Source organism: Rhizobium sp. 01L410, from assembly GCF_056400165.1.
On sequence record NZ_JBFTST010000006.1, the window covers coordinates 143,542 to 167,557 of the forward strand.

Consider the following 24,016-nt stretch of genomic DNA (forward strand, 5'->3'; position numbering starts at 1 on the left):
TTGTCTTCACGATCCGGCAAATTCCCACTTAACCGCAGGGGCGCGACCTGATAGAGAAGCCCCAAAAGGCAGGCAAACAACAAATGACATTCAAAGACAAGCCAAAACGGCCGGGCGGCGAGCCCGCAGGGCGCGACACGCGACCGAAAACCGATGACAAGCCGGTCCGCAGCGCTGCGCCGAAGGCTGCAGCGGCCGAAACCGCAGGCGACGGCAAGGCGGAACGCATCTCGAAGGTCATGGCACGCGCAGGCGTTGCCTCGCGCCGCGATATCGAGCGCATGATCATGGACGGCCGCGTCACGCTGAACGGCAAGCCGCTCGAGACGCCCGTCGTTAACGTCACGCTGACCGACAAGATCGAAGTCGATGGTATCCCGATCCGCGGCATCGAGCGCACGCGTCTCTGGCTCTATCACAAGCCGGCCGGCCTGGTGACCACCAATGCCGATCCCGAGGGTCGCCCGACAGTCTTCGACAATCTGCCGGACGAACTGCCGCGCGTCATGTCGATCGGCCGCCTCGATATCAACACCGAAGGCCTGCTGCTGCTCACCAACGATGGCGGCCTTGCCCGCTCGCTGGAGCTGCCGACGACCGGCTGGCTGCGCCGCTACCGCGTGCGCGCCCATGGCGAGATCGATCAGGACGCGCTCGACAAGCTGAAGGAAGGCATTGCTGTCGATGGCGTGCTCTACGGCTCGATCGACGCGACGCTCGACCGCACCCAGGGATCCAACGTCTGGATCACCATGGGCCTGCGCGAAGGCAAGAACCGCGAAATCAAGAATGTGATGGGTGCGCTTGGCCTCGACGTCAACCGCCTGATCCGTATCTCATATGGTCCGTTCCAGCTGGGTGACCTGCCGGAAGGCCACGTCATCGAAGTGCGCGGCCGCACGCTGCGCGATCAGCTCGGCCCGCGTCTCATCGAAGACTCCAACGCCAATTTCGATGCGCCGCTCTACAACGCTCCGGCCGTTGCCGCAGCCGAGGAAGAAGAGCAGGCCAAGCCGGAACGGCGCGAACAGCGCGCATGGAAGTCTGAAGAAAAGCGCGAGCGCCCGCGTGGCAGCCTCGACACCAAGCGCGATGACCGTCGCAACGATCGCCGCGATGACCGTAAGGATGATCGCCGGGACGGTGGCCGCGATGGCGGACGCAAGGATGACGACCGTCCGAAGCGCCCGGCGCTCGGCAGCCGCCGCAACGCCAATGTCTGGATGGCGCCCGGCGCCCGTCCGCTCGGCGAAAAGGCAGCCGCAAAGGCCGAGAAGAATGCCCAGACGGCGCTGAAGCGCGGCGAGAAGCCCGGCCGTTCCAAGCCGCAGCCGGTGAGCTACGACGAAGGCCCGCGTGTCCAGATCAACCGTGCCCGCGATGAAGAGGGCGAATGGATCCGTTCCAGCGAAGTCAGCAATGACGACGGCGGCCGCAAGCGCTCCGGCGATCGTCCGGGTGGCGATCGCGGCGGCCGCGGCGACGGGCCTTTCGGTGACCGCCCCCGCGGCGAAGGTCGCGGTGAACGCTCCGGTGGTGATCGCACCGCCCGCGGTGACAGACCCTATGGCGACCGCCCGCCGCGTGGCGACCGCCCGGCAGGGGATCGTCCTGCCCGTGGAGACCGCCCGTTCGGCGACAAGCCGCGCGGCGAGCGCAAGCCCCGCGAAGACGGCGATCGTCCGCGTTCCTACGGCGACCGTCCGGCCCGCAGCGACCGACCCTATGGTGATCGCCCCTCCCGCAGCGAACGCCCGTCCGGCGATCGTCCGGCGCGTGGTGACCGTCCCTTCGGCGACAAGCCGCGGCGTCCGCGCGAAGAGGGTGACGAGCGTCTCCGGTCCTATGGCGACCGTCCGCGCGCTGCCCGCAGCGCTCCGGGCGAAGGCCGCTCCGAACGTCCGCGTGGCGAACGCTCCTTTGGCGACAAGCCGCAGGGCGACCGTCCGCAGGGTGACAAGCCGCGCGGCAAGAGCTTCGGCGCCAAGCCCGGCGTTGCCAAGAATTTCTCCGGCAAGCCGAGAGGCGACCGGCCCGATGGCGGAGGCAAACCTTCGGGCGGGCCGTCGCGTGGTGGACCAAAAGGAAAGGGAATGACGCGCGGTGCGGATCGTCGGCGGTGAGTTTCGCGGACGGTCGCTCGCCGTACCTAAATCCAACGACATCCGGCCGACTGCCGACCGGACCCGTGAGAGCCTTTTCAATATTCTGAGCCATGCCTATCCGGAATGCGTCGATGGCGCCCGGATACTCGATCTCTTTGCCGGGACCGGCGCGGTCGGTCTCGAAGCCGTCTCGCGCGGCTGCCGTCATGCGTTGTTCGTCGAGAACAGCGTCGAGGGCAGGGGGCTGCTCTGGGAAAACATCGATGCGCTCGGCCTGCATGGCCGCACGCGCATCCTGCGGCGTGACGCCACGGATCTCGGTTCGGTCGGCAATCTCGAGCCCTTCAACATGCTCTTCGCCGATCCGCCCTATGGCAAGGGTCTGGGCGAGAAGGCCATGGCCGCGGCTGCAAAGGGTGGCTGGCTGGTGCCGGGCGCGATCGCCGTGCTCGAAGAGCGCTCGGATGTTGCCGTTTCCGTCGATCCTTCCTATCTCTTCCTCGAAGACAGGATCTTTGGCGACACCAAGGTCCATTTCTTCCGCTATCAGCCGGTCTAGGCGGGGCGAAGCCACCGGGAGCGTTCAGTGCAGCAGGCAGGTATTGTGAATAGCGTCATACCTGCCACCGGCGGCACTATGCCCACCGTCGCGGTCGCCTTCGGCGGCGGCGGCGCCCGCGGCCTGGCGCATATCCATGTCATCGAAGCATTGGACGAACTCGGCATCCGCCCCGTGGCGATATCGGGCTCGTCGATCGGCGCCATCATGGGCGCCGGCATGGCCGCCGGCATGAGCGGCGAGGCGATCCGCGAACACGCGCTGATGACCGTCGGCAACAAGACCGCCGTCGTCAGCCGCATCTGGGGCATGCGTCCCCAAACGGTGCGCGATGCCGTCGCCAAGGGTATCCGCATCGGCCAGTTCAATCTCGAGCGGATCCTCAAGGCCTTTCTGCCCGCCGACCTGCCGGATCGCTTCGCCGATCTTCTCGTGCCGATGCAGGTCATCACCACCGATTATTACGGCCAGAACGAAGTGATCATCACGGAAGGCCAGCTCTTCCCGGCGCTTGCCGCGTCCTCCTCCATCCCCGCCGTCTTCATGCCGGTGCGCATGAACGACCGCGTGATGATCGATGGCGGCATCAGCAATCCCGTGCCCTACGAATGCCTGATGGATATTGCCGACATCGTCATCGGCATCGATGTCGTCGGCGCGCCTGAAGGCGACGGTACCCATATCCCGAACCGCATGGAAAGCATCTTCGGCTCCGGTCAGCTGATGATGCAGACGGCGATCACCCTGAAGCTGAAGATCCAGCCGCCGCATATCTTCCTGCGCCCGGCGGTCGGCCGCACCGGCGTCATGGACTTTCTGAAGGCGCGCGACGTGCTCGCCATGTCCGCAGGCGTCAAGGACGACTTGAAACGCGCGCTCGATCAGCAGTTCGAAGCGCGCATCAAAGCCTAGGCGTCTGCCGTCACGTCCGCCGGACCTGCCAGAGGATCGGCATCCATCTCCATCGAACGCTTCGGCTTGACCAGCGGCTCCGGCCGGACCGGATGCGAAAACAGCATGTCGCGTCCGGCCTGCAGGCCTTCCGAAACCTGCAGTACCAGCCGCTCCTCGTCGCGGCGGCGGATATCCTCGCCGATCTCGTAGGCCTCGGCCTCGCCGACACCCAGCGCCTGCAACGTCCGGCGGCCGAAGAGCAGACCTGACTCCAGCGTCTCGCGCAGCTCGTAATCGACATTCAGATTGCGCAGCGCAATCGAGTGGATGCGGTCATAGGAGCGCACGAAAAGCTTCGCATGCGGATAGTCGGCCTGCACCAGCTCCACCACCTTGTCGGTGATCTCGCGCTTCTGCGTACAGACGACGACAATCTTCGCCTTGTCGATGCCGGCCGAGCGCAGCACATCCTTGCGGGTGCCGTCGCCGAAATAGATGCGGAAGCCGAAGGACGAAGCCTGACGGATGCGGTCTGCGGAAAAGTCGATGACGGTGACGTCGCGGCCGCCGGCAAGCAGGATCTGCGCGGCGATCTGGCCGAAACGCGAGAAGCCCACCATCAGCACGTCGGCATTTGCGCCTGCAAAATCCTCGTCGAGCTCCTCATGCTCGTCGCCGGTGAGCAGCCGCCTCGAAAGCGCCGAACCGATCGGCGTCAGCGCCATCGTCAGCGTCACGATGGCGACCAGCAGGGATGCGGTACTGGATGGCATCAGGCCCGCGGTCGCCGCAGCGGTAAACAGCACGAAGCCGAACTCGCCGCCCTGGGGTAGCAGGAAGGCGATGCGGATCGCGTCATTATGCGGAGAGCCGGAAGCCCGGCAAAGCGCATAGATGACCGCAGCCTTTACAGCCATGATGATCGGCACGGCAGCGACGATGAACAGCGCGTTGTCGACCAGCACCTGCAGCTCCAGCGACAGGCCGACCGCGATGAAGAAGATAGCGAGCAGCACACCGCGGAATGGTTCGATATCAGCTTCAAGCTCGTGCCGGTAGGAAGATTCCGCCAGCATGATGCCGGAGAGAAACGCGCCCATCGCCATCGACAGACCGGCAAACTGCATCAGCGTTGCCGATCCCATGACCACGAACAGCGCCGCCGCAATCATCGCCTCGCGGGCGCCGGTGCGGGCAATCACCTGGAAAAGCGGCGTCAGCAGATAGCGCCCCATGACGATCATCGCCACCACGGCGCCAATCGCAATCGCGAAGTCGAGAAACGGTTGATCGCCACCCTCGCTGCCGCCGCCGCCAAGGACGGTGATCAGCGCCAGCAGTGGCACGATGGCCAGATCCTGCAGCAGCAGTACCGAGAACGAGCGCTGGCCGTATCTCGTGTTCACTTCACCAGTGCCTTCAAGGATCTGCATGGCAAAGGCGGTGGAAGAGAGCGCAAGGCCGAAGCCTGCGACGATGCTGCCGCGCCATTCAAGCACGCCGGAGAGATAGGCGAGCGCCGTAAGCGCCAGACCGGTGACCACCACCTGCGCGGTGCCGAGCCCGAATATATCGCGGCGCATCTGCCAAAGGCGCGACGGTTTCAGCTCCAGGCCGATGATGAACAGCAGGAAGACGACGCCGAGTTCGGCAACGCCGAGGATCTGCTCGCCATCGGTAATCCCATGGAAGACAGGCCCGATGACGACGCCCGCGGCCAGATAGCCAAGCACGGTGCCAAGCCCCAGCTTCTTGAAAATCGGCGCAGCAACGACCGCGCCGCCAAGCAGCAGGATCGTCTCGGAAAAGAAGGCATTGGGGGCGGACATGCGTCGGAGTTTCTTTCAATGGCAGGAGGCGCGCAAGCGGCGGGAAAAAGAATCGCAGGCCGCGGCCTTGATGCTTTCCGAACTGCACAATAAATGGAAGCCGAAGGAAAGGCCAAATCATGTCCTCAGAAATTGATTCCTCGACACTTCTTTCCCGTGCCAGCCAGCTGATCGATCTTGCCAGGAAAGCCGGTGCCGATGCCGCCGATGCGGTGGTCGTCCGTTCCCGCTCGCAATCCGTCAGCGTTCGCCTCGGCAAGGTCGAAGGCACGGAGTCGTCGGAAAGCGACGATTTCTCGCTCCGCGTCTTCGTCGGCAAGAAGGTTGCCAGCGTTTCAGCCAATCCGGGTTTCGACCTCACGGCACTTGCCGCGCGGGCCGTCGCCATGGCCAAGGTCTCGCCGGAAGATCCGTTCGCCTGCCTGGCCGACGAAGCCAATCTCGCCAAATCCTATCCCGATCTCGAGCTTCTCGACCGCACGGAAGTGACGTCCGAGATGCTGCGCGAGGCCGCGCTCGCAACCGAAGCGGCGGCCCTTGAGGTCAAGGGCGTCACGAATTCCTCCGGCGGCGGCGCCTCCGGTGGCATGGGCGGTCTCGTCCTCGTCACCTCGCATGGCTTCGAAGGCAGCTATATGGGCTCGCGCTTCGGCCGCTCGGTCAGCGTCATCGCCGGCGAAGGCACCGGCATGGAGCGCGATTACGATTACGACAGCCGGATCTATTACAGCGAGCTCGACGATCCTGCCGATATCGGCCGCCGCGCCGGCGAGCGCACCGTGAAGCGTCTCAATCCGCGCCAGGTGCCGACAGGCAAGGATGTCACCGTCGTCTTCGACCCGCGCATCGCCCGCGGCTTCATCGGCCATATCGCCGGTGCCATCAACGGTGCCTCGGTGGCGCGCAAGACCAGCTTCCTGCGCGACAAGATGGGCCAGCAGGTTCTGAAATCCGGGCTGTCGATCACCGACGATCCGCTGATCGTCCGCGGTCCGTCCTCGCGTCCCTTCGATGGCGAAGGCGTTTCCGGCGAAAAGCTTGTGATGATCGAGGACGGCGTGCTGAAGCACTGGTTCCTCTCCACATCGACCGGCCGCGAAATCGGCATGGAAACCAACGGCCGCGGCGTGCGCGGCGGCAATTCCGTGACGCCGGCTTCCACCAACCTGGCGCTGAACCCCGGCGACGTCTCGCCCGAAGAGCTGATCCGCAGCGTCGGCAACGGCTTCTACGTGACCGAGCTGATCGGCCAGGGCGTGAACATGATCACCGGCGAATACAGCCGCGGCGCCACCGGTTTCTGGATCGAGAACGGCGAACTCACCTTCGCGGTCTCCGAGGTCACCATCGCATCGAACCTCAAGGAGATGTTCATGCGGGTGACCCCTGCAAACGACATCGACTACAAATACGGCGTCGCCGCCCCGACGCTCGCCATCGAGGGCATGACGCTCGCCGGGCGCTGAAGATTGGATTGACGAATGAGTGACGACAGAAGCGCCCGCTGGCAGAGCGATCTCGCATTGATCGCCGATGCCGCCCAGCAGGCGGGCCGCGTCGCGCTCAGCTATTTCAACCAGTCACCCGAGGTCTGGTGGAAGAACGAAGGCCGCTCGCCGGTCAGCGCCGCCGATTTCGCCGCCAACGAAACGCTCGAGAAGATCCTGCGCGCCGCCCGCCCCACCTATGGCTGGATGTCCGAAGAGACCGAGGACAGCGCGGCTCGCCTTGCCAGCGATACCGTCTTCATCATCGATCCGATCGATGGCACAAGGGCGTTTCTTGGCGGCCAGAACCTCTGGTGCGTCAGCGTCGCCGTCGTCCACCGCGGCCGCCCGGTGGCGGGTGTGCTCTATGCGCCGGCGCTTGAGGAGCTGTTCGAAGCTGTCGAAGGCGGCACGGCGCTGAAGAACGGCGAACCGATCGCGGTTTCGGCAAGCGGCCCGGGAACGGTCAGCAGGTTTGCCATCGCCGAGGACGTGCTGAAATCCTTCCCCCCTCCTTTTCGCGACGGCATCGAGCGGGTCAAGCATGTTCCCTCGCTCGCCTACCGTATCGCTATGGTGGCCGATGGCCGTCTAGAAGGGACGTTCGTCAAGCCGAATTCCCATGACTGGGATCTCGCAGCTGCGGATCTGATCCTCGAGCGGGCAGGCGGCCAGCTGACCGGTCTCGACGGAAAGCCCGTCATTTATAACCGCGCTGCCGTCAGCCACGGTGTGCTCTGCGGCGCTGCGGCACCCCGTCTGGCCGAGTTTCTGGAGGGACTGGCTTCGATACGAAGCAGTTGACGTTTCCGTCAAAATCCCGCAGATGAAGGCGCGGAGGAGACCAGAAAAGAAAGAGAAGAAAATGACGGAATCCGGTGGCAAGAAACAGCTGCTGCACCTCGTATTTGGCGGCGAACTGGAAAGTCTCGATGACGTTCAGTTCCGCGATCTGAAGGATCTCGACATCGTCGGTATTTTTCCCGATTACGCATCCGCACTGACGGCGTGGAAGGGCAAGGCACAGTCGACTGTGGACAACGCACATATGCGTTACTTCATCGTCCACATGCACCGCCTGCTTGATCCGCAAGACAAGACCGGCAGCAACTGATTTTATAGGCTTTTCAGCAGGGTAGCCGCCTTCGTGGCGGCGCCGTCTCCTGCCGGGGCGTTACGCCCCACACCGTCGAATGACGCATTCTGAACAAATTAATCGGCCATTGCCGCCGCAACAATAATTGGGGAATGGGTTTGATGTCGATCATTGTCGATCGGAGACGTTTTAGATGAGTTCGCCAGGAGCGCGGTTCGCGCTGGGCGTCTACAGGACCGCAGGCATCGTGGCGACGCCGCTGGTCGGCGCCTATCTCGCCTATCGCACCGCCAAGGGCAAGGAAGAGCGCGCCCGCCGCACGGAACGTTTCGGCTATGCGAGCGCCAACCGGCCGCAGGGTCCGCTGGTCTGGTTTCATGCCGCCAGCGTCGGCGAAACCAATGCCGTCATTCCGTTGATCCGCGAAATCCGCCGCCGCGATATTCATGTCATCCTCACGACGGGCACAATCACCTCGGCCAAGGTCGCTGCCGACCGTCTCGGCAACGAGGCGATCCATCAATATGTGCCGCTCGACCTGAAGCCAGCCGTCAGCCGTTTCCTCGAATATTGGCAGCCCGACTGCGCCATCATCGCCGAGTCCGAAATCTGGCCGGCGACGATGATGGAGCTCGGCCGCCGCCGCATTCCGCAGATCCTCGTCAATGCCCGCATGTCGGACCGCTCCTTTGCCCGCTGGCAGCGCCGGCCGTCGATCGCCGAGGCATTGTTCGAGAACCTGGCGCTGGTGATCGCCCAGTCCGATCTCGATTCCGAACGCTTCCGTGATCTCGGCGCCCGCCATGTCATGACCTCCGGCAACCTGAAGGTCGATACCGACGCGCCGCCCTATGACGCCGCCATCTTCGCCCGCTACAAGCAGCAGATCGGCGACCGCAAGACTTGGGCCGCCATCTCGACCTTCGACGGCGAGGAGAATGCCGCCGCCGTCGTCCACCGGACGCTGAAGGAGCGCAACAACCAGCTGACGATTATCGTGCCGCGCCATCCGGAGCGATCCGACGAGATCGAGCAGATGCTGGTTGCTCAAGGCCTCAAGGTCGCGCGGCGCACCCGCGAGGATATCATCTCGCCGGATGTCGACGTCTTCCTCGGCGATACGATCGGCGAGATGGGCCTCTATCTGCGCCTGACCGAAGTGGTCTTCGTTGGCCGCTCGCTCTATGCCGAAGGTGGCCAGAACCCGCTGGAGCCGGCGATGCTCGGCTGCGCGGTTCTCTCCGGCAGCAATGTCCAGAATTTCCGCGAGGCCTATCAGAAGCTCGCCCGCCGCGGCAGTGCCCGCATGGTGCGCGACACCGAGATGCTGGCCAAGGGCGTGCATTATCTGCTCATCAACGACGACGCACGCCGCAATATGATCGAGGCCGGCATCGCAGCCGTGCAAGAAATGCGCGGAGCACTGACAGCGACGGTGAAGGCGCTCGAGCCCTACATCAATCCGCTGACGGTGAAGGCAAGGCTGCTGCCGAAATCGGCGCAAGGCTGAGGGTAACAATGGCACTCGACGGTATCAGGGGCATTCTCTTCGACAAGGACGGCACGCTTCTCGATTACGACGAGAGCTGGTTGCCCGTGAACCGCGAGCTCGCCCGCATCGCCTCGCAAGACGATGCCGCACTCGCCGATCACCTGCTGCGCGAAACCGGCATGGATCCGGTGAGCGGCCATATCGTTCCCGACAGCCTGCTGGCCGCCGGCAATACCCGCCAGATCGCAGAGGGTCTCGTCGCCGCCGGTGCGAAGGTGGAGGTCACCGAGCTCACCATCAAGCTCGATACGCTGTTTTCCAACGCTGCCGAATTCTCCGTGCCGGTCACAGATCTCGCCGGTTTCTTCGCCCGCCTGCATGCCCGCGGCTTCAAGCTCGGTATCGCCTCCAGCGACAACGAACGCTCGATCCGCCAGACTGCCCAGCGCTTCGGCTTCGCCCAATATGTCGATTATATCGCCGGCTATGACAGCGGCTTCGGCAGCAAGCCGGAAGCCGGGATGGTGCTCGGCTTCTGCAAGGCGACCGGTCTTGAGCCGTCGCAGGTCGCCGTTGTCGGCGACAACAATCACGATCTGCATATGGGCCACAACGCCAATGCCGGCCTCAAGGTCGCGGTGCTCACCGGCACCGGCTCGCGTGAATCGCTGTCCGCCGCATCCGACTACTGCCTCAACGACATCACCGAGCTCGAGCCGCTGCTGCCGGGGCTTCAACCGGCGTAGTATAGGCAAAGGCTTGCTTTTTCTTTAGTTTTGCCCTTTCTTTGCCGCCAGTTGAAGGGGATAGCCGGTTGCCATGGGTGCCGGAAGCACAGGGCAGGCACATCATGGTATCCGAAGCGCCGCCATTCTGGTGGACGAAAGCCGACTGGCGGGCCTGGACGCTATCGCCCTTTTCGCTGATCTACGGTGGGGTCGCCGGCTATCGCATGAAGCATGCGCGCCGCGCCTCAGTTTCTATCCCTGTTATCTGCATCGGCAATTTCACCGTCGGCGGCGCCGGTAAGACGCCGACGGCGCTGGCCATCGCCCGCGCCGCCAAGACCAAGGGCCTGAAACCCGGTTTTCTCAGCCGCGGCTACGGCGGCTCGCTCGATGTCACCACTGTCGTCGATGCTGCCCATCACCGCGCCATGGCCGTCGGTGACGAGCCGCTGCTGCTCGCCCGCGAGGCGCTCACCGTCATTTCGCGGCGCCGCGTCGAAGGGGCTCAACGCCTCGTCAAGGAAGGCGCCGACCTGATCATCATGGACGATGGTTTCCAGAGCGCCCGGCTGGCGCTGGATTATGCGCTGCTGGTCATCGATACGACGCGCGGTCTCGGCAACGGCCACACCGTTCCCGGCGGCCCGGTTCGCGCGCCGATCCCGGTGCAGATGCGCCATGCCACCGCGCTCCTCAAGGTCGGCAACGGCAATGCCGCCGATGCGATCGTCCGCATGGCCGCCCGTGCCGGAAAGCCCTATTTCACCGCCGCGCTGAAAACCGTCGGCATGAACGAGCTTTCAGGCCGCCGCGTGCTCGCCTTCGCCGGCATCGCCGATCCAGGAAAATTCTTCCGCACCGTCGAGACGCTCGGCGCCGAGATTGCTGTCTCCAAATCCTTCGGCGACCACGAACATTTGAGCGACGACGAGATCGGCAACCTGATCGGTATCGCCGCCCGCGAGGATCTGCAGATCGTCACCACGTCGAAGGATTTCGTGCGCCTCGCCGGTCATCACGGCCGGGCGCAGGAGCTGGCGGAAAAATCGAGGGTGATCGAAGTTGAGATGGCCTTCGAGGATCCGCAGGCGCCGGGTCTCATCATCGACAGAGCCATCGAGGCCTGCCGCGCCCGCCGTTTGCGGGAAGCAAAGCAGGGCTAGCGTTCAGCGCTTCTGCACCGGCAGCACGCCGGCGCGCTTGTCGGCTTCGAAGGAGGAGATCACGTCGGCATAGGGTTCCTGCCGGGCGACGCTCCAGTAGCGCAGCTCGTCGAGCGGGATGTGCTTGCCGGTCATGGCGCAGACGACGTAGGAGCCCGGCGACAGGATCTGGAAATCGGCATCGAGATAGCGGATTTTCGCCTCGCGGTTTCCGTGACCTTCAAACAAGTTCATCCTGCTCCATTCCTGCGGCTTTATCCTCCTGCCATATCGCGGCGCGGAAGACATTGCCAGTATTTTCAGCTTCGGCCAAACAGCCGTTCGATGTCGGAAAGTTTCAGCTCGATATAGGTCGGCCGGCCGTGATTGCATTGGCCGGAGCCCGGCGTCACTTCCATCTGCCTCAGCAGCGCATTCATCTCCTCCGGCCGCATGCGCCGGCCGGAGCGCACCGAGCCGTGGCAGGCCATGGTGGCGGCGACATATTCGAGCTTCTGCGACAGGCCTGAGGCCGTGTCCCATTCGGCGATCTCGTCGGCAAGCTGCCGGATCAGGCCGTTGGCATCCACTTCGCCGAGCATTGCGGGCGTCTCGCGCACGGCAATGGCGCCAGGTCCGAAGCGCTCGATCGCCAGGCCGAGTTCGCCAAGCCCTTCGGCATGCACCATCAGCCGGTCGCAATCCTCTTCCGGCAGGTCGATGATTTCGGGGATCAAGAGCACCTGCGACGGCAACCGTTTCGAATGCAGCGCCTTGCGCATCGCCTCGAACACCAGCCGCTCGTGCGCCGCATGCTGATCGACGATGACCAGACCATCCTCGGTCTGGGCGACGATATAGTTCTCATGGATCTGCGCGCGCGCCGCGCCCAGCGGGTGGCGCTGCGGCGCTTCCTCGCGCGGCGCAGGCTGCTGCCCGCTCTGCGCCGGCGGTTCGGAACGCGCCGACGGGGTCACCAGCCCGTCGAAGGAGGCCTGGGGCCGCTCGGCAAAGCCCGTATTGGCGGCTTGATAGGGACGGGAGGGAGAGGTCTCCGGCGACCATGGCGCCTGCGCCTGCGGCCGCTGATAGGCATTCGGCTGGAAACCCGGGCGGAACGAGCGCAGCATGCCGTCGGCCCCTGTCGTCGCCGCCCGGCTGCCGTCGCGGGCGAGCGCCTCGCGCACGGCGCCGACGATCAGCCCGCGGATCAGTCCGGGATCGCGGAAGCGCACATCGGATTTTGCGGGATGCACGTTGACATCGACAAGTGCCGGATCGAGCCTGAAGGAGAGCACGGCCACTGGATAACGGCCGGACGGGATGGTCTCGGCATAGGCGCCGCGGATCGCCGACAGGATCAGCTTGTCCTGCACCGGCCGCCCGTTGACGAAGGCATATTGGTGGCCGGAATTGCCGCGGTTGAAGGTGGGCACACCGGCAAAGCCCGTCAGGCTCACATCCTCGCGCTCGGCGTCGATCTCGATGGCGTTGTCGCGGAAATCCTTGCCGAGGATCTGCGCCATGCGCGCCAGATGGTCATCGCCGGTCGCTGGAAGTTCCAGCGTGCTGCGGTCGGTGCCCGACAGAACGAAGCGGACGCCCGGAAAGGCGATCGCCATGCGCTTGACGACTTCGGTGATCGCCGCTGCTTCCGCCTTTTCTGTCTTCAGGAATTTCAGCCGCGCCGGTGTCGCGAAGAACAGGTCGCGGACCTCGACGATCGTCCCGGGGTTCGAGGCGGAAGGCCTGAGATGCAGGAACTTGCCGCCGGAAACCGCGATCTCGCTGCCGCCGGCGCTGTCCTTGCGGCGGCTGGAGATGCTGAGCTTGGCGACCGAGCCGATCGAAGGCAGGGCTTCGCCGCGGAAACCGAGGGTGCGGATATCGTCGAGCGTATCCGAAATCTTCGACGTGCAATGCCGCTTGACCGCAAGTTCGAGATCGGCGGCATCCATGCCGGAGCCATTGTCGCTGACGCGAAGCAGGCCCTTGCCGCCGCCTGAGGTTGCGATTTCGATGCGGGTCGCGCCGGCGTCGAGCGCGTTTTCGATCAATTCTTTGGCCGCACTCGCCGGGCGTTCGATGACTTCGCCGGCGGCGATCTGGTTGATGAGCGTTTCGGAGAGCTGTCTGATGGCCATGCGCCATTTTCGTGGATTCGGCCGCCCGATGGAAGGGCAAAAAGCGCTCGTCCAGAGCCGCGCTTCCGACCCCATATTTGGGGTGGCTTAATGTTAAGCCGCCGTTAGGAGAAAGCTGGCATTTTAATCGCATACCACCAAATAGCGCTATTAAATCGGATAGATGTGGGATTTTAGGGCATGAGTGCCGGCTTCGAAAAGACGGACGCATCATCCGTGAGCGACGAATTGCCGGTCGAACCCGATCTCCAGGCATCACTTTTCGATGCCGTCTCCGATGGCCTCTCTGCCGCACTCATCGTCTATGACAAGAACGATCAGATGATTTTCGCGAGCCGCCAGGTTCTCGACTTCTTTCCGATCGCGCCTTCGATGCTGAAAGCCGGTACCCGGCTGCGCGATTTTCTCGGCGCGGTCTTCGACACAGGCGTGCGCCAGCAATATTCCGCCAAACAACCGGGCGGTGTGCTCGGGCGCGAGGACTGGCTGTCGCAGAAGATCGCCTCGCATTGGCGCGAACGTTTCGAAATCATCGAGCGTCATGGTCCCGATCGCTGGATCCGGCTGATCAAGCGCCGCCTGCCGAGCGGCTACTGCGTCTCGATGATCTCCAACATTTCTGAGGAGCGGAAGCGCGAGGAACAGTGGCGTGCCGATCTGGAGCGCGTGCAGCTGACCGAGGATATCCTCGACAATCTGCCGTTCCCGCTGTTCGTCAAGGACCGCAATCTCAATTACGTCGCCGTCAACGTCGCCTTCTGCGAGAAATTCCAGACGACACCCGACGAGGTGTTGGGGCGCAAGAGCGGCGACCTGTTCTCCGCCGAGATCGCCAGCCGCTTCGAGGAGAGCGATCGCCATGTGCTGGAGACCGGCGAGATGTCGATCTCCCGCCAGCGCCAGGTTTCGCGCGACGGTTCGGAACGCGATATCGTCAGCCGCAAGCACCGCATCGGCAAGCCCGGCCGTTACTTCCTGGTTTCGACCATGCAGGATCTGCCGCGCGATGGCGCCGATCTTGACGAGTTCGACCGCGCCACTTCGGTCACCACCTCCAGCCACCAGTCCTACCGCCGGGCCTATGTGCCGTTGAACGGCGAGGCGACACGGCGCGAGCCGGCGGCCATGGAAGCGATCGTCCCGGAGAATTTTTCCGGCCGCAAGATCCTCGTCGTCACCGGCGATCTCGCCGCCGAGACCGCAGCACTGCGCACTCTTGCCAAATACGGCTTCGAAGCCTGCGCCATCCGCGGCGAGGATGAGGAGGAGCATTTCCTGGAGATCGCTGCGTCTGCCGGAATCGATCTCGATCTCATCATCATCGACAACCAAATGGGCATGCGCTGCCTGGAGCTCGCAAACCAGCATGGCATTCCGGCGCTGATCATGGACGGCTTCCAGCTTGCCAACGAGCTTACCTTCCAGGTTGCCCGTCATTTCAACCGCAACAATCGCGCGGTCAGCGAGCCCGAAGCCGACTGGGAAATCTCCACTTCCGCAGATGGCGACGGCCTGCAGGTTCTGGTCGCGGAAGACAACGACATCAACCAGATCGTCTTCTCGCAAATCCTCGAAGGCCTTGGCTACCGCTACATGATCGCCTCCAGCGGCGACGAGGCTGTCAGGCTCTGGACAGAGCATAAGCCGCAGATCGTGCTGATGGACATTTCGCTGCCGGGCCTCAACGGTTTTGAGGCGGCGCGCATGATCCGCGGCATCGAAGAGGGCGGCATGGACAAGACCCCGATCATCGGCGTCCTGACCCAGGCATTCGAGCGCGACCGCGCCGAATGCGCCAAGGCCGGCATGGACGATGTCATCATGAAGCCGGTCAGCCCGGATATACTGGAGACGATCTTCCAGAAACACTTGCAGCCCGAGCAGGTACGGGCTCTCGGCTGAACGAAAAGCTTGGTCAACTCCCTAGATTTTGGGGCGTCTGCAACCCGAAACATCGCCTTTCCACTATCGGTTTATTAAGACTTGGCCGCCATTCTCCCCGGAGGGAGTGAATTTCTCAGGTCAAATGATGAAGCCGGCGGACTTACCCTTTTTGCCCGTGAGCCAGAACGAGCTCCAGGCCATGGCTTACACCGATCCGTTGACCGGACTTGGTAATCGCCACCGCATGCGTGACCGGGTCACCCAGATTTCCGCCGAGCGCGCCAGCGATCCGGCGCCCTTTACCATCGGCATCGCCAATCTCGATTCCTTCAAGCCGATCAACGATCTGTTCGGTTCGGCCGCGGGCGACGAAATTCTGTGCCAAGTGGCTCACCGCCTCAAGGCCTGCATTCCCGACGGCGCGCTCGTCACCCGTCATGATGGCGACGAATTCGCCTTCGTCCTGCCGCTGATCTTCGAACGGGCCAGCGCCGAAAAGTTCGGCCAGATGATCCGCGAAGTGCTGTCGGCGCCCTATGATCTCGGCGACCGCAACGTCCGTCTCTCCGCCTCCTTCGGCTTTGCCATCTATCCGTTTGCCGGCGAGGAATTCGACGAGCTGCTGAAGAGCGCCGAAACCGCGCTTTACCGCTCGAAGCGCCGCGGCCGTAGCCAGATCACCGTCTATTCGCGCGAGATCGCGCAGGAGATGAAGCGCGCAACGCAGCTGGAACAGGCGCTTCGAAACGCCATCATCTCGGATGCGATCGATGTGCATTTCCAGCCGATCGTATCGCTTGCCAACAATCAGGTCGTCGGCTTTGAAGCGCTGGCCCGCTGGAACGATCCGGATCTCGGTTTCGTCTCGCCGGGTGTCTTCGTGCCGCTCGCCGAAGAGCGCGGCTTTATCGATGCGCTCTCTGAAACGTTGCTGCGCAAGGCTGCAGAGGCAGCGCTCTCCTGGCCGCGTGAGCTTTTCCTGTCGTTCAATCTTTCGTCGGCGCAGCTAATGGACCCCGGCACCAGCGCCAATGTGCTGTCGATCCTTGGCCGCGTCGGTTTCGATCCGCATCGCCTGGAGCTCGAGATCACCGAAACGGCGGTCATGAGCTCGGCCGATACTGCCCACCGCATCATCTCCGATCTGCGTCAGGCAGGCGTTCGCGTCTCGCTCGACGATTTCGGCACCGGCCAGTCCAGCCTCGGGCGCCTGCGCGACTTCATCTTCGACAAGGTCAAGATCGACCGCGCATTCGTCTCGCGCATCAACAACGACCGCGCCTCTGAGCATATCATCAAGGCGATCCTGACCATGTGCGAAGGCCTGGACCTCGAGGTCGTCGCCGAAGGCATCGAAGACTATTCGGAAGCCGTCAAGCTCCGTGCCCTCGGCTGCGGGATGGGGCAGGGCTATCATTTCGGCAAACCGGCCGACAGCATCGCGACGCTGCGCTACCTGCACGAAAACTACGACTCCGCCGGCGCCGAACGCGTTTCCGCCTGATTCCCATAAAAATAGCGGCGCCCCTGAGGACGCCGCCATCTACGCTATACTCACCGCGCGGTGTTACTTTGCCGTGGTCGAGCCGGTTGCCGTGCTATCCGTCGGCATTGTACCCGTTGCGGCCGGGGTCTTCTCGGCTGCCTGCATCTGCAGCGTCTTGAACTCCGGCGCAGCCTTCAGGCTATCGGCCGTTTCCGTGGTCGTCAGCTTGACGCTGCCGTCCTGGGTGTTATGGGCAACGGTGATCTTGTCCATCGGCACGGCGACGTTCTTCTGGCCGATGCCAAGGAAGCCGCCGACCCCGACCACAGCAGCAACGAGGCCGCCATCCTTCTTCATGATCAGGTCGGTGACGTTACCGATGCTTTCGTTCTGACCGGTATAGACCGACTGGCCGATATAGGTGTTGGCGCTGATCTGGTCTGCACCCTGTTCGGTCAGATAGGTGCCGCCAGCGGCCTGTGCCGTGTCAGTCGATGCAGCCGGAGCCGGCGCCTGTGCGGCATCACCAGCCGGTGCCGTCACTTCGGGCATCTTCGGTGCGGTGGCATCCGCCGGGGCGGACTGGGTCGCATCGGGGGCCGCAGGCTGCGGAGCCGTCTGCGAGAAAGCTACCGGTGCGAAAGCCGTGGCAAACAGGGCGCCAGCGGCAACGGTCGTCAGGAGTTTGCGTGTCATTTCGTACCTACCTTTTTTATTCCCTAGTGTGATCTCTAGCGCGGCGGACACCTCGTTTTCTGGCGTCCATGCCGTGCCGGTTCGAAGGGGAAAATGGGTGGGTAGGTTATTGGTTCCGCTGAAAAACTTGGAAATACTCGCGATTTTTAGGGAACTTTTATCGCAAAGGCTGCAGATTTCCTGTCGCGGAACGAGAAAAGGGGCACTCCGCAAAGAACGCCCCTCTCATCAATTCTGACCCGTTTCAGACCACGAAGGCCGGGTCGAAGACGCCCCTGACGGTGACGCCGAGTTCGAGAAGCGCACCGGCCTGCGGCTGCGAGGAGCGCGCCGTCTCGTCGAGACCTTCCCAGGCCGTCGTCACCGCCAGGCGGTCGGCATCCTTGCCGATGAAGGCCGGGCAGGAGGGCTGTGCGGCGGGTACCTTATAGCGGGCGATGCGAAGACCATCAGGGCTGTAGCGGTCAACGACGCCGGCACCCCAGCGCGCATTCCAGATATAGCCGTCGGCATCGCAGACCGAGCCGTCGATACCGCCCGGATCCTCCATGCTGTCGACCATGACGATCGGCTCGCCGGCGGGCAGGCCGGTCTGCGGATCGACCATCACCCGCATCAAGCGGCTGATCCGCGTGTCGGTGTAATAGCCGATCGTGCCATCGGGCGAGAAGCAGATGGAGTTCGGAATGCTGATGCCGCTGAAGATCTTGGTGACGACGCCGCCCTTGGCGACGTGATAGATCGAGCCTGCCTGATTTTCCGCCCGCTTGCTCATCGTGCCGATCCACAATGCGCCGGACTGATGCGTGCGGCCGTCGTTGGAGCGGTTTTCCGGCTGGTCGTTTTCGAGCGCTGCGTAGAAGGTCAGCTTGCCATCGGCGACATCGCGGACGAACAGGCCCTCTTCGGTCGCTAGCAGCTGCCGCTTGTCGTCGATACGGGCAAGCACGCTTGCCATGAACGGCAGCTCGTGAACCTTTTTCTTGCCGCTTGAAAGCGTCAGCTCATGCAGTTCCTTGCCGAGAATGTTGAACCACCACACGGTATCGGTGGACGGATCATAGGTCGGGCCTTCACCGAGTACGGAATTGGTGTCGCAAAGTGTTTTGCCTTCAAATTCATGAATAGCGGTCATAATGCCTATGCTCCTACGGCTGCGTCATAGGCTAAAATGGTCGCCTTGGCGCGCTCGGCAACCTCTGCAACGGTCATTCCCGGCTTGTAGATGCTGGTGCCGAGACCGAAGGCCTTGATCCCGGCATTGGTGTATTCGGCAAAATTCTTGTCTGAGACGCCGCCGACAGCCGCAATGACGAGTTCCGGCGGCAGGATGGCGCGGATCGCCGTGATGCCGGACGGCCCGAGCACGCTTGCCGGGAAGAACTTGAGACCGGTGGCGCCGGCGCGCGCTGCCGAAAGCGCTTCCGTCGGCGTGAAGACGCCGGGCATGGAAACCATGCCGTAGCCGTGCGCGCGGATGATCACGTCAGGCTCGACATTCGGCGTCACCAGCAGCTTCCCGCCGGCATTGTGCAGGCTATCGACGGCCTCGGTCGTCAGCACAGTGCCGGCGCCGATCAGCACCTCCGATGGTGCCATCTTGGCGGCGATCTCGATCGACTTGAAGGGTTCCGGCGAGTTCAGCGGGATCTCGATGGCCGTCAGGCCGTTTTCGATCAGCGCGCCGACGACGTCTGCCGTCTCCTCGGGCTTGATGCCGCGCAGGATGGCGATCAGTGGGCGCTTCATGGAGGGGAAAGGAACACGGTTCATGGCTTTAGCTTTCTTATTTTGACCAGATGGCGGCAGCAGCTGCGGAGAGGCCGCGAAGCACTGCCGTATCGGCATCTATCGTCGTGAATTTAAGAGACAGGGATTTGAAGGCGGTTTCGTAAAGCGTCTGCAGGCGGCCTGAAGCGACGAGCGCGATCGGCGTATCGTTGGCGGCATCCGACAGCGCTCCGGCAATCTCGAGACCGATCAGCGTGCCTGAGATCTTCGCCTGCGCGCCGCCGGCCGTCAGCCCATGCAGCAGCTGGCCGGAGCGGGCGGTGAACAGGAGGTTGGTCGCCATCGCCGGCTGGTGGAACGCAGCCGTCACCGATGCCTTGAAGGCCGAGTTGTCGGCTGGAGACTGGTCGGCGCCGGCAACGGCATGCGAGAGGATCGTGTGCTTGGTGATTGCGTCGAAAAGCTCGCCGGTCATGAAGGTCGAAAAGCCGATGACCTCGCCATCCTGAACATGCACCCATTTGGAATGCGTGCCGGGCATGCAGACCGCCTGCGCGCCGGTGCTCTCGGCGCCGAGCGCGCCCAGCAACTGGGTTTCCTCGCCGCGGATGACATCGGGCGATGCCTTGTCGCGCTGGGCGAGGCCCGGAAGGATGCGGATATCGCGGCTCTGGCCGGGAACGGAGACCGCGCCCGTCAGGATCGCGGAGAGCGTCGCCGGAACGTCGGTATAACCGGCCTCGACCCAGCCCTGCTTGGCCCCGACCATGCCGCAGGCGATGACAGGGAGATCGGCCGGTGCCGAGACCTTGTCGAGATGCGCGGCCAGCACTTTGGCAAAGCCGGTTTTCGCCGCCATCGTCATGCCCTCGCTGCCTCGGCTTTCGCCGAGCACGCTGCCATCGTCGGCGATCAGCCAGAGCCGGAAACTGCTCGTACCCCAGTCAACCGCGACGTAAGCGGGATTTGCCATCAGAAAATGCCTCCATCGACAATCATGGACTGCGCCGTCACTGCGGCCGCGCAATCGGATGCTAGAAATAATGTGGGACCGACGATCGCATCGGCGTTCAGCACCCTTTTCAGGCACTGCCGCTCGACGGTCTTGGCGATCCCGTCTTCGGTGAGCCAGAGCTTCATCTGCCGCTCGGTGACGATCATGCCGGGCAGGATGCAGTTGACGCGGATATTGTCAGGCCCAAGCTTGCCCGCCAGGCTCTTGGTCAACCCGATGACGGCGGCCTTGGCCGTGGAATAGGCCGGAAAGTCCGGCATGTTCAAAAGGAAGGCGATCGACGACATGTTGATGATCGCCCCGCCGCCGGCTTCCCGCATCGACGGCGCCACGGCCTGCGCCGTGAAGAACACATGGCGCAGGTTGGTCGCCTGGTTGTTGTCCCAGTATTCCGGCGTCACCGCATCGAAATCATGCCGGTCGTCGCGGGCCGCATTGTTGACGAGAACAGTGATCGGGCCGGACTGAGCGACAACCGCATCGACTGTCTGCCTGACAGCCTCGATATCGCGCAGATCCGCCTTGAAGAAATGAACCGGGTGCTCGCTGTCCCGTGACAGCCGCATCGAAAGCGCGCGGCTCTCGTCCTCGGCGATGTCGATGAAGGAGACTTTGGCGCCCTGACGCGCGAAACCCTCGACGATGGCCGCGCCGATGCCCGATCCGCCGCCGGTCACCAGAACCGTCCGATCCCTGAATTCCGGAAACCGTGCCGATACACCCGTCACCGCATTCCTCCCGTAGTTCCATTATTTGGAACTTAATTTGACTATGTGGAATTATCGATTTACGTTGGCCTCTCTGTCAAGACCGCAGGCGGTCACAACGGTAGGCGATCGATGGTTCCGCGAAAAGGCATAGAAGGCGAAAACGACACCGGAACGCTCGGCAAACTCATGGTTCTGCTCGATCTGGTGACCCATGCCGAAAGGCCGCTGCGCTTCACGGACATATTGGCGCAGGCCGGCCAGCCGCGCGGCACGCTGCATCGCCAGCTCGGGCATCTGGTGGAGGAGGGGCTGCTGGAGCTCGACGCCGACGGCCGCTACTCGCCCGGACTGCGCCTGCTCGATCTTGCCGCCCGCAGCTGGGCGAAGAACGAATTCCGCCTGATCGCCGAGCCGCATCTGCGCGCCTTGCAGGCAATGAGCGGCGAGACCGTCCATCTCGGCGTTCTCCGCGGCACCTCGATCATCTATCTCGACAAAGTCGAAGGCCAGCAATCCGTCCGCATGTATTCGCAGATCGGCAATGCCTCGCCGGTCTATTGCACAGGCGTCGGCAAGGCGGCGCTGTCCGTCCTGCCGGAAGCATCAGTCGCCGCGCTTGCGGCCGCCATCCCGTTTCAGCGCTTCACCGAAAACACCCTGGCTTCAGCAGAAAGCCTGCTTGCCGAACTCGCCGGCATCCGCAAGGAGGGCTGTGCTTTCGACCGGGAAGAACACGAGCAGGGCATCCGCTGCGTCGCCGCGCCGATCTGGACGCCCGATCGCAGCCTGGTCGGCGGCGTCTCGATCACTGGCCCGGCCTACCGGCTGACGTTGGAGCGACTTGCCGAATGGGCAGGCCCGGTCCGCGAGGCCGCCGGCAGCATCATGGAAGGCATGCGCATCAGGCTCGGTCCGCGCCGGTAACGCGGGCGTGATGGTTTCATCGGGTGGACGCAAAAGAAGAGCATGCTTATGATGAGGACCATATTGAGATTTGCCGGCGAATCACACCAACTGCGATAGTTCGTCAAATAGTTACAAGTTTCGACCGGTCGCGCATTTTAAGGCCGGGAACCATATTTTTCTTTTTAGGTTTAGCAATTTAGCAGCGCAGTTGATCTGAACCGCAAGCTCGGGAAGATGAAGAATAGATGGCTTTGTCACAAGCGTCCGATCAGACGGACGGGTATGTCCAGGAGATAGCGGGTCTGAAGACCCAGTTCGATATCTTCCGCTTCATGAAGCGGGTAACGGACGCCTTCGGCAGCCGTGCCTTCATGGTTCTCAACCTGCCGCCGATCACGTCTTTCGAACTGCAGAGTACCACCGTCATCACCAGCTGGCCGGCAGAACTCCTGTCGCTCTACGATCAGGAAGGGCTGATGATGAACAGCCCTGTGCTGCGCCGGTTGCGCACCTCGTCCATACCGTTCTTCCACGACACGTCAAAAGGCTGGGTGCGCGACGACGGCAAGTCGGCGATGGTCGCCGGGCTGTTCGAGCGCTTCCGGATGGTGCGTTGCGCCTATTTCCCGACGCATGAGCCTTCGGGTCTGCGCGGCGCGGTTTCCTTCGCCGGCGATCGCGAGCCCTATACGCCGGAGGAGATGCGCAATCTCTCCTATATCGCCATCCATGTCTTCGACCGGCTGGCCGAGATCCGCAATCTCGACAACCGCCTGACCGATACCCTGACGGACCGCGAGGTCGACTGCCTCAATTGGACCGCTGCCGGCAAGACCAGCGCCGAGATCGCCGATATCCTGGGTCTCTCCGAGCATACGGTGAACCACTATCTGAACCGCGCGACGAAGAAGCTCGATACTGTCAACCGCACGCAGGCGGTCGCCAAAGCGCTGCGCATCGGGCTGATCAAATAGCCTGCCGAAAAAATCATCACCGAGCTTCAAAGATGGGCAGCGCGATCAGCCGCTGTCCTTTTGACGGGCATCGCCCCAATCGGCCCGCCGCGCCCATTTGAAAGCGGCCCCATCTCTTTTCGATAATGTCTGTTCCGCTGCACGTCCGTCGTCCTGACAGAGTTTCAGTCTGATGACGCTGCCGGAGCCCTGCGGCGGAGCTATCACCCGCGCGTCGGGCAGCGCTGCGGGGAAGCGGCTGGCGGCGATGAAGATGTATTTTTCATCCTCCCACGGCACCTCCGCATCCTTCACCAGCCGATGGATCTTCGAGCGCGAAACGCGCCGGGAGAAGTGGCACCAGTCCGGTGCTGCGATCGGACAGTCGAGGGCGTGGGTGCAGGGCGCAACGATATGGGCGCCCTTCGAAAGCAGAACGTCGCGAGCCGCCAGGATCCTGTCCCAACCAGCCGGCGTGCCGGGCTCGATGATAACCAGTGTGTCGCCGGTCAACGCCCAGAGCTTGCCGATCGATGGAGCGATCTGGTGCGGCTCGATCTCGTCGAGAACATAGGCAAGCGTGACGAGATCGGCAGGCGGCAGTGAGGGCAACTCCTTGAGAAGATTGCCATCCACCCAGTTTGCCGGGAAATCGAGCCCCTCCGAAAGGCTCTGTCCCGTCTGCCGGATCGCGGCGCTGGCTTCCACCATCGTCGCCTCGCCGATCCCAGTCCAGCAATCGGCCGCGGCCCAGAGCGCCGAGCCCGGACCGGCGCCGACATCGATAAATCGCTGCGGCTCGAAATCAGGCCGCACCCCGGCGATCATCTCGAAGGCAGCGCGTATCGCCGCGTAGGTGGCGGGCAGCCGTGCCGCGAGGTAGGCATGGGCCGCCAGCTGGTCGCCGATATGAAAGCTGCCATCACGCAGCTCCTGCCGATAGCGGCTGGAAAGGCGCGCCGAGGCACGCTTCAGCGCATCCAGCGGCTGACCGTCCAGCATCGCTTCCACCCGTTCACGCAAGATCTTCGGCAGTTCCATCGTCGTCGCCCATTCTGGTCACCCACGCCATACAGCCGGGCTCGCGCAATGCCAAGCGCAGCACTTGGCATGCACCTTGCTTCTTATTTGGCAGAGGTCCAGAGGGGACTTTGAAAAG

At 63.3% G+C, this 24,016-nt stretch carries 22 protein-coding genes; 13 read left to right on the plus strand and 9 right to left on the minus strand.

The window, feature by feature from the left end:
- Window positions 1-83: 83 nt before the first annotated feature.
- From AC1DV9_RS15015 to AC1DV9_RS15025, 3 genes are all read left to right on the plus strand, one after another.
- Window positions 84-2,123 carry a pseudouridine synthase gene (locus tag AC1DV9_RS15015; RefSeq protein WP_477948768.1) on the plus strand — a complete coding sequence of 680 codons (2,040 nt, stop codon included), beginning with the start codon at window positions 84-86 and terminating at the stop codon, window positions 2,121-2,123.
- Window positions 2,104-2,664, plus strand: coding sequence for a 16S rRNA (guanine(966)-N(2))-methyltransferase RsmD (gene rsmD / locus AC1DV9_RS15020; RefSeq protein ID WP_477948769.1), 561 nt, complete (start codon window positions 2,104-2,106; stop codon window positions 2,662-2,664). The genes AC1DV9_RS15015 and rsmD overlap by 20 nt, the downstream gene beginning before the upstream one ends.
- 78 nt (window positions 2,665-2,742) lie before the next feature.
- The gene (locus AC1DV9_RS15025; protein WP_477948771.1) at window positions 2,743-3,576 is read left to right on the plus strand and encodes a patatin-like phospholipase family protein; all 834 of its coding nucleotides are present in this window, start codon (window positions 2,743-2,745) and stop codon (window positions 3,574-3,576) included.
- Here AC1DV9_RS15025 and AC1DV9_RS15030 read toward each other — a convergent pair.
- A complete protein-coding gene (locus AC1DV9_RS15030) occupies window positions 3,573-5,387 on the minus strand; it encodes a monovalent cation:proton antiporter-2 (CPA2) family protein (protein WP_477948773.1) in 1,815 nt (604 codons plus the stop codon). The genes AC1DV9_RS15025 and AC1DV9_RS15030 overlap by 4 nt on opposite strands.
- Before the next feature lie 119 nt (window positions 5,388-5,506).
- Between AC1DV9_RS15030 and AC1DV9_RS15035 the strand changes: the two genes are divergently transcribed.
- The 6 genes from AC1DV9_RS15035 (at window position 5,507) to lpxK (ending at window position 11,353) form a co-directional block, all read left to right on the plus strand.
- Window positions 5,507-6,853 (plus strand): TldD/PmbA family protein, encoded by a 1,347-nt coding sequence (locus AC1DV9_RS15035; protein WP_477948774.1) that lies wholly within the window; start codon window positions 5,507-5,509, stop codon window positions 6,851-6,853.
- Window positions 6,854-6,868: 15 nt separating this feature from the next.
- The gene (locus tag AC1DV9_RS15040) at window positions 6,869-7,678 is read left to right on the plus strand and encodes a 3'(2'),5'-bisphosphate nucleotidase CysQ (RefSeq protein WP_477948776.1); all 810 of its coding nucleotides are present in this window, start codon (window positions 6,869-6,871) and stop codon (window positions 7,676-7,678) included.
- A 61-nt stretch (window positions 7,679-7,739) separates the two neighbouring features.
- Complete coding sequence (locus tag AC1DV9_RS15045; RefSeq protein ID WP_112390568.1) at window positions 7,740-7,988, plus strand: DUF4170 domain-containing protein; 249 nt, start codon at window positions 7,740-7,742, stop codon at window positions 7,986-7,988.
- A gap of 175 nt (window positions 7,989-8,163) precedes the next feature.
- Window positions 8,164-9,480 carry a lipid IV(A) 3-deoxy-D-manno-octulosonic acid transferase gene (gene waaA / locus AC1DV9_RS15050; protein WP_477948778.1) on the plus strand — a complete coding sequence of 439 codons (1,317 nt, stop codon included), beginning with the start codon at window positions 8,164-8,166 and terminating at the stop codon, window positions 9,478-9,480.
- Between the two features lie 8 nt (window positions 9,481-9,488).
- On the plus strand, window positions 9,489-10,208 hold the full coding sequence (locus tag AC1DV9_RS15055) for an HAD family hydrolase (RefSeq protein ID WP_477948780.1): 720 nt from the start codon (window positions 9,489-9,491) through the stop codon (window positions 10,206-10,208).
- A 104-nt stretch (window positions 10,209-10,312) separates the two neighbouring features.
- Window positions 10,313-11,353, plus strand: a complete 1,041-nt coding sequence (gene lpxK, locus AC1DV9_RS15060) for a tetraacyldisaccharide 4'-kinase (protein WP_477948782.1) — start codon at window positions 10,313-10,315, stop codon at window positions 11,351-11,353.
- A gap of 3 nt (window positions 11,354-11,356) precedes the next feature.
- Here lpxK and AC1DV9_RS15065 read toward each other — a convergent pair whose 3' ends face one another.
- Window positions 11,357-11,587: a DUF2093 domain-containing protein gene (locus AC1DV9_RS15065; RefSeq protein ID WP_477948784.1), complete on the minus strand. Its 231-nt coding sequence runs from the start codon at window positions 11,585-11,587 to the stop codon at window positions 11,357-11,359.
- Window positions 11,588-11,652: 65 nt separating this feature from the next.
- Window positions 11,653-13,476, minus strand: a complete 1,824-nt coding sequence (gene mutL / locus AC1DV9_RS15070; protein ID WP_477948785.1) for a DNA mismatch repair endonuclease MutL — start codon at window positions 13,474-13,476, stop codon at window positions 11,653-11,655.
- Between the two features lie 180 nt (window positions 13,477-13,656).
- On the opposite strand from mutL, the gene AC1DV9_RS15075 reads away from it, so the two are divergent.
- Window positions 13,657-15,378 carry a response regulator gene (locus AC1DV9_RS15075; protein WP_112390562.1) on the plus strand — a complete coding sequence of 574 codons (1,722 nt, stop codon included), beginning with the start codon at window positions 13,657-13,659 and terminating at the stop codon, window positions 15,376-15,378.
- Between the two features lie 124 nt (window positions 15,379-15,502).
- Entirely contained in the window at window positions 15,503-16,864 is a 1,362-nt protein-coding gene (locus AC1DV9_RS15080) for a putative bifunctional diguanylate cyclase/phosphodiesterase (protein WP_112390561.1), read from the plus strand.
- Window positions 16,865-16,927: 63 nt separating this feature from the next.
- Here the strand turns inward: AC1DV9_RS15080 and AC1DV9_RS15085 are convergent, their stop codons facing one another.
- From AC1DV9_RS15085 to AC1DV9_RS15105, 5 genes are all read right to left on the minus strand, one after another.
- On the minus strand, window positions 16,928-17,542 hold the full coding sequence (locus AC1DV9_RS15085) for a PRC-barrel domain-containing protein (protein WP_477948787.1): 615 nt from the start codon (window positions 17,540-17,542) through the stop codon (window positions 16,928-16,930).
- Between the two features lie 244 nt (window positions 17,543-17,786).
- A complete protein-coding gene (locus tag AC1DV9_RS15090) occupies window positions 17,787-18,677 on the minus strand; it encodes an SMP-30/gluconolactonase/LRE family protein (RefSeq protein WP_112390559.1) in 891 nt (296 codons plus the stop codon).
- 5 nt (window positions 18,678-18,682) lie between these two features.
- Window positions 18,683-19,315, minus strand: coding sequence for a 2-dehydro-3-deoxy-6-phosphogalactonate aldolase (locus AC1DV9_RS15095; RefSeq protein WP_477948789.1), 633 nt, complete (start codon window positions 19,313-19,315; stop codon window positions 18,683-18,685).
- A gap of 13 nt (window positions 19,316-19,328) precedes the next feature.
- Entirely contained in the window at window positions 19,329-20,246 is a 918-nt protein-coding gene (locus tag AC1DV9_RS15100; RefSeq protein WP_477948791.1) for a 2-dehydro-3-deoxygalactonokinase, read from the minus strand.
- Entirely contained in the window at window positions 20,246-21,016 is a 771-nt protein-coding gene (locus AC1DV9_RS15105; protein ID WP_477948793.1) for an SDR family NAD(P)-dependent oxidoreductase, read from the minus strand. Before AC1DV9_RS15105 ends, AC1DV9_RS15100 begins: the two co-directional genes overlap by 1 nt.
- A gap of 111 nt (window positions 21,017-21,127) precedes the next feature.
- Here AC1DV9_RS15105 and AC1DV9_RS15110 point away from each other — a divergent pair, with 111 nt between their 5' ends.
- Both AC1DV9_RS15110 and AC1DV9_RS15115 read left to right on the plus strand, forming a co-directional pair.
- Window positions 21,128-21,922 (plus strand): IclR family transcriptional regulator, encoded by a 795-nt coding sequence (locus AC1DV9_RS15110; RefSeq protein ID WP_477948795.1) that lies wholly within the window; start codon window positions 21,128-21,130, stop codon window positions 21,920-21,922.
- Window positions 21,923-22,149: 227 nt separating this feature from the next.
- Complete coding sequence (locus tag AC1DV9_RS15115; protein ID WP_112390554.1) at window positions 22,150-22,878, plus strand: helix-turn-helix transcriptional regulator; 729 nt, start codon at window positions 22,150-22,152, stop codon at window positions 22,876-22,878.
- Window positions 22,879-22,923: 45 nt separating this feature from the next.
- Here AC1DV9_RS15115 and AC1DV9_RS15120 read toward each other — a convergent pair whose 3' ends face one another.
- On the minus strand, window positions 22,924-23,898 hold the full coding sequence (locus tag AC1DV9_RS15120; protein ID WP_477948796.1) for a small ribosomal subunit Rsm22 family protein: 975 nt from the start codon (window positions 23,896-23,898) through the stop codon (window positions 22,924-22,926).
- Between the last annotated feature and the right edge of the window lie 118 nt (window positions 23,899-24,016).

Coding starts and splice junctions, on each gene's coding strand:
- AC1DV9_RS15090 (WP_112390559.1), bottom strand. CDS start 18,677: ATGACCGCTATTCATGAATTTGAAGGCAAAACACTTTGCGACACCAAT.
- AC1DV9_RS15095 (WP_477948789.1), bottom strand. CDS start 19,315: ATGAACCGTGTTCCTTTCCCCTCCATGAAGCGCCCACTGATCGCCATC.
- mutL (WP_477948785.1), bottom strand. CDS start 13,476: ATGGCCATCAGACAGCTCTCCGAAACGCTCATCAACCAGATCGCCGCC.
- AC1DV9_RS15030 (WP_477948773.1), bottom strand. CDS start 5,387: ATGTCCGCCCCCAATGCCTTCTTTTCCGAGACGATCCTGCTGCTTGGC.
- AC1DV9_RS15100 (WP_477948791.1), bottom strand. CDS start 20,246: ATGGCAAATCCCGCTTACGTCGCGGTTGACTGGGGTACGAGCAGTTTC.
- AC1DV9_RS15045 (WP_112390568.1), top strand. CDS start 7,740: ATGACGGAATCCGGTGGCAAGAAACAGCTGCTGCACCTCGTATTTGGC.
- AC1DV9_RS15025 (WP_477948771.1), top strand. CDS start 2,743: ATGCCCACCGTCGCGGTCGCCTTCGGCGGCGGCGGCGCCCGCGGCCTG.
- waaA (WP_477948778.1), top strand. CDS start 8,164: ATGAGTTCGCCAGGAGCGCGGTTCGCGCTGGGCGTCTACAGGACCGCA.
- AC1DV9_RS15015 (WP_477948768.1), top strand. CDS start 84: ATGACATTCAAAGACAAGCCAAAACGGCCGGGCGGCGAGCCCGCAGGG.
- AC1DV9_RS15120 (WP_477948796.1), bottom strand. CDS start 23,898: ATGGAACTGCCGAAGATCTTGCGTGAACGGGTGGAAGCGATGCTGGAC.
- AC1DV9_RS15040 (WP_477948776.1), top strand. CDS start 6,869: ATGAGTGACGACAGAAGCGCCCGCTGGCAGAGCGATCTCGCATTGATC.
- AC1DV9_RS15075 (WP_112390562.1), top strand. CDS start 13,657: ATGAGTGCCGGCTTCGAAAAGACGGACGCATCATCCGTGAGCGACGAA.
- AC1DV9_RS15055 (WP_477948780.1), top strand. CDS start 9,489: ATGGCACTCGACGGTATCAGGGGCATTCTCTTCGACAAGGACGGCACG.
- AC1DV9_RS15080 (WP_112390561.1), top strand. CDS start 15,503: ATGATGAAGCCGGCGGACTTACCCTTTTTGCCCGTGAGCCAGAACGAG.
- AC1DV9_RS15065 (WP_477948784.1), bottom strand. CDS start 11,587: ATGAACTTGTTTGAAGGTCACGGAAACCGCGAGGCGAAAATCCGCTAT.
- lpxK (WP_477948782.1), top strand. CDS start 10,313: ATGGTATCCGAAGCGCCGCCATTCTGGTGGACGAAAGCCGACTGGCGG.
- AC1DV9_RS15115 (WP_112390554.1), top strand. CDS start 22,150: ATGGCTTTGTCACAAGCGTCCGATCAGACGGACGGGTATGTCCAGGAG.
- AC1DV9_RS15110 (WP_477948795.1), top strand. CDS start 21,128: ATGGTTCCGCGAAAAGGCATAGAAGGCGAAAACGACACCGGAACGCTC.
- AC1DV9_RS15035 (WP_477948774.1), top strand. CDS start 5,507: ATGTCCTCAGAAATTGATTCCTCGACACTTCTTTCCCGTGCCAGCCAG.
- AC1DV9_RS15085 (WP_477948787.1), bottom strand. CDS start 17,542: ATGACACGCAAACTCCTGACGACCGTTGCCGCTGGCGCCCTGTTTGCC.